Below are 13,981 nucleotides of genomic sequence, written 5' to 3'. Positions count from 1 at the left end.
TCTATACAAATACAAAAAACAAAAACTGCACAAATTCCTCTTAAATATTATTCCCCGCACCTTACATATTACAAAGAAAAAAATAAACTCTCTAAATATCTTTAAAAGCATTACCGAGAAAAATTTCCTATTTTGTCCTATTTCCCTTAAAGTGCCCCTAAAGTTATGATAGGCTTAACAAACCAATCTGGATTCCTTGATTTGATAAAAAACGCAGCTCGTTGTGCTTCTTTCCTATCTTTAAAAATACCAAAACAAGTTGCTCCAGTCCCTGACATGCGAGAAAAAAGTGCCCCACTCTCATTTAATACGTATAAAACTTCAGAAATCTTAGGTGCAATTTTTAATGCAGGAACAAAAAGATCATTACGCGTTTTTTGTAAAGATTCAACCAACGAATCAACTGTTTTTAGAGCCTCTGGATCAATTTTTAAAGAAGGATGATCACATTTTTCTAAAGCATCAAAAACAGCCTTCGTTTCAATTTTTTGACCATGATTCACCAACACCATTGCAAGAGAACAAGCTTCTTTTAACCGTGTAATTTCCTGCCCAATTCCTTCAACAAAAAGCGGATGTCGATATTTCAACGCCAAAAGACACATTGGAACGTCAGCTCCAAGAACTAGGCTCATTTTTGCCAATTTCTCATATGAAGAATCAAGCTTCCATTGCTGATGCAAAACACTTAAAACGCTAGCAGCATTACCTGAACCACCACCTATACCAGAAGAAACTGGTAACGTTTTAATAAGTTGAAAAAACATAGGTTGAGCATACTCAGGAAATGTTTTTCGCATGAAATCATGTGCGCGAACAACCAGATTATCCGTATCAGAGGTGAGATCATTAGAAAAAACTCCTGTTAAAACAAAATGATCCTTTTCAAAGGGTCTGTAGCTTAAGCAATCACCACTAAGGCTAAAATAAACCAAACTTTCTATAAAATGATAGCCATCAGCACGCCGACCTACAACATGTAAAGCTAAATTCAACTTGATTGGTGTAAACGTATAAAAACACCCCTTAAACACATTCTTCACACCCAATATCATACCATACGATGCAGAATTCACAGATTACGTAAACTTTTGCCAACATGTCTCTCAGATTTAAAATATGAGCCAATTTTTTTACGAAAAAAGACATCACAATACCCCATAATCTTTGTATAAACAAATAAGTAAATACAAAGAGATAAAGTACAAAAAATATAAACCAAACTAGACTGCAGCTATTCGTATTTTAAACCATTTTCCTTCTGAAGCTTATTTCAAAGCCCCCCCTCCTAATCATAGACCATAACGCTGCCAAAGTGCCCGCTCCTCTACCGCCATAAATGCACCATCAACCACCGTATATATCGCATCTGAAGTAACTCCAGCAGGAATTTTTGGTCCAAAAATTTTTTTTGCAGGAGCAATTAATTTAAGTTTTGTACTATGGCCAAACCGCTCTTTAATAACAGAACGCACATCATTTAATCCATCTATTAGACCAAGTTCCATACTTTTCTTGCCACTCCAAAACATTCCTGTAAATATATCCGGATCATTTGATAATTTTGCAGAACGCCGCTCCTTAACTAGGTCAATAAAGGTTTGGTGCACTTCAAGTTGTAGAGATTTTAAATGTTCAATACCCATCTTCTTTTCTGGCTGAAACGGATCTAATACAACTTTGTTTTTTCCAGCCGTGTAAACACGGCGCTCAATACCTACTTTCTTTAAGAGCTCCGGAAATCCAAAAGAAGATGAGACAACTCCAATAGAACCAACAATTGAAGAAGGATCAGCAAAGATTTCATCTCCTGCACAAGCAATCATATAACCACCTGATGCAGCCACGTCCTCAACAAAAACAAGAACCTGTTTATTTTTTTCCTCCGCTAAATTTCGGATACGATTAAAGATAAAACGTGATTGCACAGGCGAACCACCAGGAGAATTAACAATAATAGCAACAGCTGGTGCCTTTTTGCTGGAAAAAGCCTTATCCAAAAGATCCGCACATCTGCTTAACGAAAGTGTAGGTCTTATTGACGAAGCTGAATCCATAATCGCTCCCTGAAGGCGTACAACAGGAATCTCAAGTTTACCAGAACAAAAACAACGTGGAATAATTTTTTTGATAACACCAATCAAAACGAAACTTCCTTATAAGTTAATGACAAAAAATAAGCTTTGGTACAATGAGGAGAAAAGATACTCGGAAAAAAATTCCGTATAAGTCTGAACGATAAATTCTAACCCCAACTAATACCAAGTTAAACCTCCTTTTAAAAAATTAAAAGGTCAACTTGAATTTAAATAATAAACAAAAAAACACAAGACATCATTTTAAAAGTTCCCACAAACTTATCCGTCCATTATTGATCGCATCAATTTGTGGGGAAAAAGTGTGGCCATCGTTCTCATGTATAACCAGAGACGGCAAAATAGACAAGGCTGCTCGACTTCCCCGTTTCGCATAAAATAAAAGACGAATTGCAGCCGTTGATGCTCGTGCATAAATAGGAATTATACAAACATTACCAAACCTCCCTTTCAAAGCTTGCAATATATCGAGAAGAGACTGTGGTCGTGCAATTAAACCTAAATATCCGCTTGGCTTAACAATTGCTGCCGCGCTACGCAACCAATCATCAAACATTGCTTCCGGCATAACATGTGCTTCTAATTTCTGTTCATAAGGTGTTTTGCGATCTGTAGGATTGTTAAAGGGAGGATTCATAATTGCAAAATCAAATGTATTGTCCGCCAAACCTGCTTCTAAACGCGCTTTACCTTTGAAAGTCACATCTGTTTTTAATAAACAAATTCGATCAAAAAATTTCTCATTCTGTTTTAGCATGAGCGTTTTTTGAGCATAGCATGCCATAAAATCTGATCGTTCAACCAATGTAACATGAGCTTCTAAACAGCGTGAAACAACCGCAAACCCTGCTGCACCAGCACCAGCACCTAAATCAACAATTTTTCCCTTGAAATCACTAGGAACCAAACTAGCCAACAACATAGCATCTATACCGGAGCGATGACCAAACAAACGTGGCTGGACTAAATAGAATCTCCCACAATGAAATCCATCAATTGTTTCATCATTATGATTCGCTGTTTTATTCATTAAAAATCTTAATACTCATTCTTACAATCTACATCCCTGTAACCCGTATCCCCCCCATTCACTTTCTGCTTAAACCTTAAACAAAGTTGTTCAAACTCTCCCTGTATTGTGTAAAAATGATATTACTTAGGATCTTTAAAATATTCCTTGTAAATGTCGTTTAAGACTTGTACTCCCATCAAATGTAGAACCTTACTTTATGCTACAAAAATAAAATTTATACATGTCCGTTGCAATATTCTTGGAGTAAATACATTGAGCGTTGCCATAAAACAAGATCAGGTAAGAAATAATCAAACCTCTCTCCAACCTCTCATCAATCTTACTAAGAATGATATGGAGCACGTTAATCAATTCATTCTCTCTATGGCAAAATCAAATGTTGAAATGATACCTGAAATTTCTAATTACCTTATTTCATCAGGTGGAAAACGATTGCGCCCAATGATCACACTAGCATCTGCTTGTATGTTTGGCTATAAAAATGATGGACATATAAAACTCGCAACAGCCGTTGAATTTATGCATACAGCAACTTTGCTGCACGATGATGTGGTCGATGAAAGCAATTTACGACGTGGAAAATCCACCGCACGCATGATTTGGGGGAACCAAGCAAGCATACTTGTTGGTGATTTTTTATTAGGACAAGCCTTTAAAATGATGGTTGAGGCTGAATCTATAGACGCACTTTCCGTTCTCGCAAACGCTGCGACAGTCATTGCTGAGGGAGAGGTTATGCAACTTACTGCAACGAAAAATATAGAAACAAGTGAATCAGAATATCTCAAAATCATTAACGCAAAAACAGCTGCACTTTTTTCAGCTGCTGCAGAAGTCGGACCAATTATCTCTGGCTGTGGACATAAAGAACGTTTTGCATTACGCGAATACGGAACATTGTTAGGCTTGGCCTTTCAACTCGTTGATGACGCACTTGATTATGGCGGAACTGCTAAATACCTAGGGAAAAATATAGGTGATGATTTCCGAGAAGGGAAAATAACGATGCCCGTTATCCTAGCATATGCACAAAGCAACGCAACGGAAAAGGAATTCTGGAAAGAAGCTCTTGAAAACGGAAGTAATAATGATGAAGCTTTCTTGTATGCTCAACACTTGATCAAAAAATATGATAGCCTTACAAATACAATAAAACAGGCAAAAAATTATGGAAAACGTGCGATTGATGCTCTTGCTTCGATGAGCCAAAATCCTGCTCACCATGCTTTGGTAGAAACTGTTCACTTTTGTGTTTCTCGTATAAACTGATTGTTTGCCAAATCATAATATTTTTCACAAAAACAATCAGATATGGTTTAATAAATCATGCTGTCGATTCATACCATGAGAAGGATTAGCCCTATGCGTAGTGTAACAATATTTCGCTTTTTTATCCTTTTTATTGTGGGTCTTTTGTTGATACCATCGTTCACTTACAGCAAAGTTAACTCCGTAATTAGTACAAATTCATTTGCTGGTTCTTACCTTGCTGGCAGAATTGCAAATCATGAAAACAGGACAAATTTTGCTATCGATTATTTTAAGAAAGCACTTACTTATAAACCAGATAACATTGAAACACAGACAGAAATTCTTGAAGCAATGCTATCTGCAGGTGTGTTTAAAGAAGCTGTTCAACAAGCCAAAAAATTGCAAAAACAGGGTGTTATTACTCCCATTGTTTCTTTGACATTGTCAGTAGAAAATTTTATCAAAAAAGATTATAAAAATGCTAAGCTACTCATGCAGGAAAAGGTTCCTGATGCTGCTAAAAACCCAATACCTGAGCTAATCAGCGCTTGGGCTGTATTTGGATCTGGAGATCAATCTCAAGCAATCTCTGATCTCGAAAAAATCCAAGGTCCTGAGTGGTATAGCCTTTTTATATACTATCATCTTGCCCTTATGAATGACCTAGCTGAAAATGAACAGAATGCAGAAAAATACTTCAGTCGCGCACTCAATAGCCGACAAATCGCCCTTTTAGCTCCCAATACCTACGAGCGTATTATCGTAGCCTATGCCTCATTCCAACTGCGTCATAAAATGCGCACTCAAGCTATCCAAACCTTAAAAAAGGGAGAGAAAACGTTATATGGCCGAGATGTACTCAAAATAATCCGAAAAAAAATCGAAAAAGGTTCTTCTCTAAAACGAATGATACAAACACCTCAACAAGGAGCAAGTGAAGTATTATATGATTTTGGAACAGCCTTGAATTACAACAGCTCGGGACGAATTGCCTGCATTTTAAAACAATTATCTTTAGTCTTATACCCCCAAAATGATGCAGCACTATTCCAATTAGCAAACATTTCTGCCAAACTAAATAATCTTAATCAGGCAATTAAGCTTTATCGTGCCTTACCACCTACCTCTCATTATTATAGAGATGGACAGCTTTTGCTTGCGCTTATTTTCACAAATAACAAAAATTACCATGAAGCCATAAAATTACTTAAAGCGTTAGAAAGAAAATTTCCCAATGATCACCACGTTTTGATAACGTTAGCTGCCGTCTATATGCAAGAAAATAAATTTTCTGATGCTGTTCAAACTATGAATCGTGCCATTAAACGAGTAACAAATTTTAAACGAGATGATTGGAAACTTTTTTATCAGCGTGGTATCGCTTTTGAACGCTTACAAAAGTGGTCAAAAGCAGAAAGTGATTTAAGGAAAGCGCTTGATTTTTTTCCTGACCAACCAGAAGTTCTGAATTATCTCGGATATTCCCTCGTTGAACGTAATCAAAAACTTGAAGAATCGCTTCGTATTCTGCAAAAAGCTAACGAGTTGCAATCACAAAATAGTCATATATTGGATTCTCTCGGATGGGCTTATTACAAACTTAAACAATATGACCAAGCTGTTCAAATCTTGGAAACTGCTGTTAGGATGCAGCCTCATGATCCAACACTTAACGATCACTTAGGTGATGCCTATTGGAAAGTTGGGCGCAAACGTGAAGCAATATTTCAATGGAATCATGCAATTGATGGAGAACCAGAAAACTCTAAAAAAATACAAGAAAAATTGAAATTTGGTTTGTAACGAACAACAATGCTTGACCATGGCCATATGAAACAATAGACAATAACGACAGATGAAATTCCTTTGGCAGCTGTCTATTAACTAAATATAAAAAAGAGTATGAAGCGTGAAACTTCTTGAATATCTTAACCCTACACGTTCTTTTCAGGGACTGATCTTAACTTTGCAAAATTATTGGGCTCACTATGGATGCGTGATTCTACAACCTTACGACATGGAAGTGGGAGCTGGAACTTTTCATCCTGCAACAACGCTGCGTTCATTAGGACCAAATCCTTGGAAAGCAGCTTACATACAACCCTCTCGTCGTCCAGCAGATGGACGGTATGGTAAAAATCCAAATCGTTTACAGCACTATTACCAATTCCAAGTTCTTCTCAAACCTTCTCCACCAAATTTACAAGAACTTTATATAAAATCTTTACACGCAATCGGTCTTGACACAAAACTTCATGATATTCGCTTTGTTGAAGATGATTGGGAAAGTCCAACGCTCGGTGCTTGGGGATTGGGGTGGGAATGCTGGTGTGACGGAATGGAAATATCTCAATTCACTTACTTTCAACAAATCTGTGGCATTGAGTGCGCACCAGTTTCTGGAGAAATCACCTACGGTCTAGAGCGGCTAGCAATGTATATTCAAGGCATTGATAACGTCTATGATCTTAACTTTAATGGTTTAGATGGAGAAGACAAAATAAGTTACGGTGATATTTTTTTACAAGCAGAACAAGAATATTCACACTATAATTTTGAATTTGCAGATACTGAGCTGCTACACAAGCATTTTATAGATGCAGAACGTGAATGCATCGCGCTCCTTGAAGCTGGAAAACCAAACAAGGACAACAATTCACATTTTTGTGTTTTTCCAGCCTATGATCAGTGTATTAAAGCGAGTCATATCTTTAATCTTTTACAAGCCCGTGGCGTTATTTCTGTAACTGAACGACAAAACTATATCCTGCGCATCCGTGATCTCGCGCATCGTTGTGGTGAAGCCTTTTTACTCACTGAAGCTGGTCGAATACATACTAAAGGAACAATCTAATGTCTGATCTTCTTCTTGAACTTTTCAGCGAAGAGATTCCTGCTCGTATGCAGCGAAAAGCTGCTAACGATCTTAAGAGGCGTATAACAGATCAACTTGTAAATGCAGGATTAACCTATAAAGCTTCTCGTGAATATTGGACACCACGTCGGTTGACATTAGACATTCGCGGTATCTCAGCACATTCAAAAGATGTCTGTGAAGAACGTAAAGGCCCAAATATAAAATCACCACGACACGTAATTGATGGTTTTTTACGCACAACAGGGCTTAGCAACATTTCTGAAGCGAAAATTGTACATGATAGTAAAAAGGGTAATTTTTACGTTGCTAAAATCATAAAAAAAGGCCGAAGTGCAGAAGAAATTATCGCCGATATTGTGCCAAATGTTATCAGTAATTTTTCATGGCAAAAATCCATGCGTTGGGGGAAAGATTCAGTAAAAAATGGAACACTGAAGTGGATTCGTCCCCTAAAAAACATTCTCTGTATCTTTGGACCAGAAATTGGTGAAACAAAAATTATTCCTTTTGCAATTGGCTCCCTTCAAAGTAATAATCTAACCTACGGTCATCGTTTCTTAAGCAATGAAACCCCTATCCAAGTCCGTCGCTTTAGTGATTATATCGTCCAACTTGAAGCTCATAAAGTCATTCTGGATGCTGAAAGGAGAAAAAATATTATCTTGGCAGATGCTCAAAACCTCTGTTTCGCAAACGGTCTGGAATTAGTTCAAGATAGCGCTCTTTTGGAAGAGGTTGCAGGACTTGTTGAGTGGCCTGTCGTCCTTATGGGAAATTTCGAAAAATCCTTCCTCAGTATTCCTCCAGAAATCATTCGCTTGACTATTCAGGCCAATCAAAAGTGCTTTGTAACTCGAAAACAAAATTCAAGCACCGAACTCTCTCATCATTTTATTCTCATCTCTAATATTCTTGCATGCGATGAAGGAAAAGAGGTGTCAAAAGGAAACAGCAAAGTTGTATGCGCTCGCCTTTCAGATGCACTCTATTTTTGGCAAACGGATCAGCGTGATTTATCTGATATAAAATATTTGAAGTCCTCTGCTGAAAAATTTAATCTCGATTTAAATAAACCTCTTGATCAAAGGATGGCACGACTCGACCATTTAAATGTCACTTTCCATGAAAAATTGGGAACACAAGGTGCAAGAGTAGAACGTATTGCTACACTGGCACAAGAAATTGCACCTTTTGTCCAAGCAAATCTTCTATTGGTAAAACGCGCGGCAGTACTTGCAAAAGCTGATTTACAAACAGAAGTTGTCGGGGAATTTCCAGAACTACAAGGGATAATGGGACGAAGATATGCACTTCTTCAAGGAGAAGATCCTCGTGTTGCAGAAGCAATTGAAGATCATTATAAACCTCAAGGACCAACAGATCGTATCCCAAGAGAACCCACTGCTATAGCAATTGCGCTTGCCGATAAAATTGATATTCTCGTTGGATTTTGGTTCATTAATGAAAAACCAACTGGATCAAAAGATCCCTACGCGTTAAGAAGGGCTGCATTAGGAATTATCAGGCTTGTGCTTTTGCACGACTGGAAAATTAATTTTATGCCAATTTTTAATTTAGCAATAAATCTCTTTTTACAACAAAAAACTGAATTTTCAGTAAAAACTTGGCAATCAGAAAATATATCTTTAGAAAAAATAAAAAATATTTTATCTGATTTGTTGCTCTTTTTTCATGAACGTCTGAAAATTTATCTAAAAGAAGAAGGTTTTCGTTATGATGCTATTGATGCAATCTTAAACAAAAATGCTGATGATTTTTTGCTAGTTGCACAACGTGTCAAAGCACTCGTATCTTTTATAAATACAAATGATGGAAATTACTTTTTATCTTCTATGAAACGCGCTGCAAACATTCTTGAGAATGAATTCTCAAAAGGTGTAATAATGGAAGAAAAAATTAGCACTGCATTCCTTATTGAAGAAGAAGAAAAACAACTTTATCAAGAAATGATTACCGCAGAAAAAAAGATTCGTAGCAGCATTAACACAACTAACCTAGTTCCTATACTCGATGCGCTGATACCACTTGGAAAATCTATCAACGTATTTTTTGAAAAAGTATTGGTAAACGATAAAAATCCTGATATTCGTACTAACCGCCTTGCTCTTCTTAAACACATCCATGACGTTACACAAGTAATTGCAGATTTTTCAAAACTTGCAACATAAATTTGGTTTTATTGAATGATAAATACAATCCCTTAAGCTTTTTCAAAAAGGTCACAAAACGAATTTACAAAATTTCTGTGCACGTAAAATTTTATATAAATTAATCGAATAGCTGAGATAAATGATCTTAGTTAAGATATGATTTAATTTTTGTAAGAAATTCTTCTGAAACAGATTCATCAATAAGCTCATTTGCTCTATCTTCAGAATCTAATTCCTTCTCTATAAGTACACGCGCAACAGAAACAGCTAAATCAACCGCAGATGAAGAAACCATACGCACAGCATCAGCCTCCACTTGAGCAATTTTCTGCTCCGCCAATTTATTACGATTCATTACATACTCCTCTGCTTTTATACGAGCCTCAGCAACTATAACTTCAACTTCACGCTTTGCTGCAGCAATGATTGCCTGAGCATCCTTCTCTACCTCTGCATGTTTGCGCTGATATCCAGCTAAAACTTCCTGTGCCTCTTCACGGAGGCGAAGTGCCCCATCAAGTTCATCTTTTATCCGCTTTGCCCGAGCATCAAGATAGTATACAGCCATCCTCGGAATTTTAAAATAAATCAAAATAGCTACAAAAAAAACTAGCCCAACAAAAGCCCAAAAAGTATCGTTCATCCTTATAATCCTCAGTGACTTTTAGCTTTAATAACTGAACTAACAGACTCTCTACTAACGTCAACGTCAATCAATTTTTTTACAATTTCAAGAGCAACTTCCTCAGCAATTGAGCCAACATTTTGCATAGCTTTATCCCTGATTGCCACTATCTTTTTCTCAGCATCTGCCAATTTTTTCTCTAAACTTGCTTCAATTTCTTTTCGTTCGATCTCAGCCTTTTCTTTTATCTCTTCACCAGCTCCTTGTGCTATAATATGAGCTTGCGAACGAGCCTCTACTAATTTCCGTTCATAAATTTCAACTGTAGCGTCTGCTTCTTGTTTCATGCGCATCGCTTGATCTAAATCTGATGCGATTCTATCCCGACGTGTCTCAATCACATCACCAATTCGCGGCACAATAGTACGGGAAATGAAAAGATAGAAAAAACCAAAAGAAATAGCGAGCCAAAAAAAATGAGAACAAAAATACATAAAATCAAAAGGCGGAAATACACGACCTGCATGCTCTGCTGCATTTTTGACATGCTCCATTGCCGTTTCAGTGGCCTGTGAAGAAGCACTAGAAATAAACATTCTTTTTCATCCTTTCAAACAAATTCACTGAATCTTTTTACTCAAAACCAACGATAATAGAATAACACTCTTTCTATCAAAAATCGAAAGGGCAAATCTGCCTTCCACGCAGAAAACAGGTATACCCTTTTGAAGATAACTAAACCGCAAAAAGTAACAACAAAGCAATAAGCAATGAAAAAATGCCTAAAGCTTCTGTCACAGCAAAACCAAAAACCAAACGACCAAATTGGCTGTCTGCTGCAGACGGATTCCGTAGTGCACCAGAAAGATAGCTGCCAAAAATATTCCCAAGACCCAAAGCCGTTCCAGCCATACCAAAGCAAGCAAGACCAGCACCAATATATTTCGCTGCAAGCACTAATTCCATATTATTCTCCTTTGAAGTGAAATTGCATTGTTCGACGGAAAACCGCCAATTTTATTAATGTCCAGGATGAACTGCATCATTAAGATACATACAAGTTAAAACTGTAAAAACATAAGCTTGAAGGAACGCAACCAAAAACTCAAGAGCAGTAATTGCCACAGTCATGATAAGTGGCAAAACTGAACCACCAACGCCTATAAATCCTACTCCAATCATAGATACAATAAAACCAGAAAATACCTTAAGGGTAATATGTCCAGCAAGCATATTCGCAAAAAGACGAAGAGAGAGGCTAATTGGACGAGAAAAAAAGGAAATAACCTCAATCATTGTAACAAGAGGCAAAATAACAATAGGCACCCCATTTGGAACGAATAATTTTAAAAAACTAACCCCATGCTTATAAAAACCATAACCAATTACCGTTAAAATAACCAACATAGCCAATGAGAAAGTGATCATAATCTGAGAAGTAATCGTATAAAAATAGGGGAAAAGGCCAATAAAATTAGCAACTAAAATGAAAGTGAAAAGCGAAAAAACTAAAGGGAAAAACTGCATTCCCTGAACACCTGATGACTCCCGCAAGATTGATGCTACAAATTCGTATGCTATCTCTGAAATAGACTGCATTCGTGTTGGAATTAGTCCACGTCTCGATGATGAAATAAAGAGAAAAATCGATGTCACAGCAACAGTAACTACTATAAAAAATGACACATTCGTAAATGAAAGATCCATATTCCCTATAGAAATATTGATCAGGCGTAAAATCTCAAATTGATGGATAGGATCTGGAGCGTGCGATGTCACTTCAACCTCATTTATTGGATCTCTTACCGACCTTTTTACCTCGGCGCAACGCGCCACTTTGTCTTAGCTTACTAGAGGGAATGTACCCTACAGACCGAAGAATACTCAACACGCCAGCAGCAAACCCAAGAAAAAGAAAAAACACCAACCCCCACGGTAATGAACCTGCAAGCTTATCAAATCCTAACCCTAACACAACACCAACGATTATACTCGCCAAGAAATCACTAGAAAGCTTAACAGCTCGAGCCATTCCTCCCTGCAGCTCTTTTTTCTTATTCTTAAACTCTTTCTTTTTGAATGCTTGCTTGCGCATTAAAGCTAAACCTAAATCCTTACTACGACATTCTAAATCCTCTGGATGAAAAAAATTTTTCTGCTTTTTCCCTTTGGTTTCCTTTCGTGGCACAACAAGCTCACTACCCTTCGCCATAATTGGCTCCTTAATCAAAAAGCAAAATCAAACCTACCTAACAAAACTACGCGCAACATATTGTTACCGAATTTATTCGTCAAGCCGCCAAAAAGAATCTATCACAATTTATCTTAGAAAACACGCATTTTAATTTCGTCAGCTCTTTCATTACTAACACATTTAGGACGTCTTAATAATCTGAAATAGATGCATTGCTATCTTACTCAAAACTACATACTTTCCTCTATAAAAGATTTAGGAACATACTAAAAAATGTCTATTGTAGATTTCATTAACTTTTAAAAGAAATAACTCATTTTTTTTTAGAACGTGTTGCAAAAGGATTATCAGATGTTCGTAAAGATATGCGAATTGGTACACCTAGCATATTAAATTCATCACGCAGTTCATTTGAAAGATAACGTAAATACGATTGAGGCATTGCTTTTGGTCGGGAGCAAGAAATTACAAACCCAGGAGGACGTGTCCTAACCTGTGTCATATATTTTATCTTAATTCGACGCCCAGAAACAACAGGAGGTGGATAATGCGCAACTACAGTTTCAAGCCACCTATTAAGCTTTCCTGTAGAAATACGACAATTCCATACACGGTGCATCATCGTAATATTTTCCATAAGCTTATCAATTCCGTGACCATATTGACCTGATAAAGGAACAGCTCTCAAGCCACGAACCTGAGGAAGAAGGCGAGAACATTTTTCGTGCAAATCAATTAATTTTATTTGGCCATTTTCTATGAGATCCCACTTATTGAATGCTATAATGGGGACCCGTCCTTCACGAATCACAAGATCAGCAATTTGCAAATCCTGCTTCCCAAAGGGTGCAGTTGCATCAAAAACAATCACTACCACCTCAGCAAAACGAATCGTGCGTAAAGTATCAGCAACAGAAAGCTTTTCTAATTTTTCCTGAACTTTAGACTTTCGACGTAAACCTGCAGTATCAAAAAGTTTAATAGGACGACCACGCCATTCCCAATCTACAGAAATAGAATCACGTGTAAGCCCAGCTTCAGCCCCCGTTAATAAACGATCTTGTTCCAACATTTTATTGATAAGGGTTGATTTTCCTGTGTTTGGACGACCAGCAACGGCAATACGAATAAGTTTACTTTCATTGTAATCATCTCCATCTTCTTCTAACTCATCATCAATAGAAGAAAACTGTGCCACAGCACATCGTGCTTTAATTCTTCGTTCAAAAGCCTCACCTATGCCAAGAACATTCACAATCGCATCACGAAGATCTGTGAGACCTAGCCCATGTTCAGCAGATATTGAACAAGGCTTACCTAAACCTAATAACCATGCCTCACACTCTGCCTCTATTGCCACTTTTGATTCAGATTTATTGGCAATAAGCACGATAGGTTTCCCTGATTTCCGAATCAACGAAGAAAAATTTAAATCACTCTGTGTTATCCCCATTTTTGCATCAAACATGAATAAAATAAGGTCAGCTTCATCTATAGCAGTTTTTGTCTGAGAACGCATACGACCTGCAAGTGTATGATCATCAGCTTCTTCTAATCCAGCTGTATCAATTACATCAAAACATAAATCTTGAAGCCTAGCTGAATGGCTACGACGATCACGTGTTACACCTGGGCTATCATCAACCAAAGCTATTTTTTGCCCAACCAAACGGTTAAATAGAGTTGACTTTCCAACATTAGGTCGGCCAACTATAGCAATGGTAAGGCTCATT

Annotated in this window: 13 protein-coding genes; 4 read left to right on the top strand and 9 right to left on the bottom strand. The window is 37.2% G+C overall.

What is annotated here, in order from left to right:
* Positions 1 to 146: 146 nt before the first annotated feature.
* The 3 genes from V4P54_RS00930 to V4P54_RS00920 form a co-directional block, all read right to left on the bottom strand.
* Positions 147 to 1,055 (bottom strand): 4-(cytidine 5'-diphospho)-2-C-methyl-D-erythritol kinase, encoded by a 909-nt coding sequence (locus tag V4P54_RS00930; protein WP_455477642.1) that lies wholly within the window; start codon positions 1,053 to 1,055, stop codon positions 147 to 149.
* 237 nt (positions 1,056 to 1,292) lie between these two features.
* Positions 1,293 to 2,144: a S49 family peptidase gene (locus V4P54_RS00925; RefSeq protein WP_455477291.1), complete on the bottom strand. Its 852-nt coding sequence runs from the start codon at positions 2,142 to 2,144 to the stop codon at positions 1,293 to 1,295.
* Between the two features lie 190 nt (positions 2,145 to 2,334).
* The gene (locus V4P54_RS00920) at positions 2,335 to 3,126 is read right to left on the bottom strand and encodes a tRNA1(Val) (adenine(37)-N6)-methyltransferase (protein WP_455477290.1); all 792 of its coding nucleotides are present in this window, start codon (positions 3,124 to 3,126) and stop codon (positions 2,335 to 2,337) included.
* 255 nt (positions 3,127 to 3,381) lie between these two features.
* Between V4P54_RS00920 and V4P54_RS00915 the strand changes: the two genes are divergently transcribed.
* The 4 genes from V4P54_RS00915 (at position 3,382) to glyS (ending at position 9,447) form a co-directional block, all read left to right on the top strand.
* The gene (locus V4P54_RS00915; RefSeq protein ID WP_455477289.1) at positions 3,382 to 4,398 is read left to right on the top strand and encodes a polyprenyl synthetase family protein; all 1,017 of its coding nucleotides are present in this window, start codon (positions 3,382 to 3,384) and stop codon (positions 4,396 to 4,398) included.
* Positions 4,399 to 4,491: 93 nt separating this feature from the next.
* Positions 4,492 to 6,183, top strand: coding sequence for a tetratricopeptide repeat protein (locus V4P54_RS00910; protein WP_455477288.1), 1,692 nt, complete (start codon positions 4,492 to 4,494; stop codon positions 6,181 to 6,183).
* A gap of 106 nt (positions 6,184 to 6,289) precedes the next feature.
* The gene (locus V4P54_RS00905) at positions 6,290 to 7,234 is read left to right on the top strand and encodes a glycine--tRNA ligase subunit alpha (protein ID WP_455477287.1); all 945 of its coding nucleotides are present in this window, start codon (positions 6,290 to 6,292) and stop codon (positions 7,232 to 7,234) included.
* Positions 7,234 to 9,447, top strand: coding sequence for a glycine--tRNA ligase subunit beta (glyS, locus tag V4P54_RS00900; RefSeq protein ID WP_455477286.1), 2,214 nt, complete (start codon positions 7,234 to 7,236; stop codon positions 9,445 to 9,447). The genes V4P54_RS00905 and glyS overlap by 1 nt, the downstream gene beginning before the upstream one ends.
* A gap of 127 nt (positions 9,448 to 9,574) precedes the next feature.
* On the opposite strand, the gene V4P54_RS00895 is transcribed toward glyS, so the two are convergent.
* From V4P54_RS00895 to der, 6 genes are all read right to left on the bottom strand, one after another.
* Entirely contained in the window at positions 9,575 to 10,072 is a 498-nt protein-coding gene (locus tag V4P54_RS00895; RefSeq protein ID WP_455477285.1) for a F0F1 ATP synthase subunit B, read from the bottom strand.
* A gap of 11 nt (positions 10,073 to 10,083) precedes the next feature.
* Positions 10,084 to 10,650 (bottom strand): F0F1 ATP synthase subunit B, encoded by a 567-nt coding sequence (locus V4P54_RS00890; protein WP_455477284.1) that lies wholly within the window; start codon positions 10,648 to 10,650, stop codon positions 10,084 to 10,086.
* Positions 10,651 to 10,789: 139 nt separating this feature from the next.
* Positions 10,790 to 11,020, bottom strand: coding sequence for a F0F1 ATP synthase subunit C (locus V4P54_RS00885; RefSeq protein WP_006589457.1), 231 nt, complete (start codon positions 11,018 to 11,020; stop codon positions 10,790 to 10,792).
* Between the two features lie 54 nt (positions 11,021 to 11,074).
* Complete coding sequence (locus tag V4P54_RS00880; protein WP_455477283.1) at positions 11,075 to 11,833, bottom strand: F0F1 ATP synthase subunit A; 759 nt, start codon at positions 11,831 to 11,833, stop codon at positions 11,075 to 11,077.
* 7 nt (positions 11,834 to 11,840) lie between these two features.
* Positions 11,841 to 12,266 carry an AtpZ/AtpI family protein gene (locus tag V4P54_RS00875; RefSeq protein ID WP_455477282.1) on the bottom strand — a complete coding sequence of 142 codons (426 nt, stop codon included), beginning with the start codon at positions 12,264 to 12,266 and terminating at the stop codon, positions 11,841 to 11,843.
* A gap of 295 nt (positions 12,267 to 12,561) precedes the next feature.
* Positions 12,562 to 13,980 carry a ribosome biogenesis GTPase Der gene (gene der, locus V4P54_RS00870; RefSeq protein WP_455477281.1) on the bottom strand — a complete coding sequence of 473 codons (1,419 nt, stop codon included), beginning with the start codon at positions 13,978 to 13,980 and terminating at the stop codon, positions 12,562 to 12,564.
* Position 13,981 lies beyond the last annotated feature (1 nt).

Source organism: Bartonella sp. B41 (assembly GCF_053795765.1).
The sequence above is the reverse complement of the archived record's forward strand: the minus strand, read 5'-3'. Positions and strand labels throughout refer to the sequence as shown.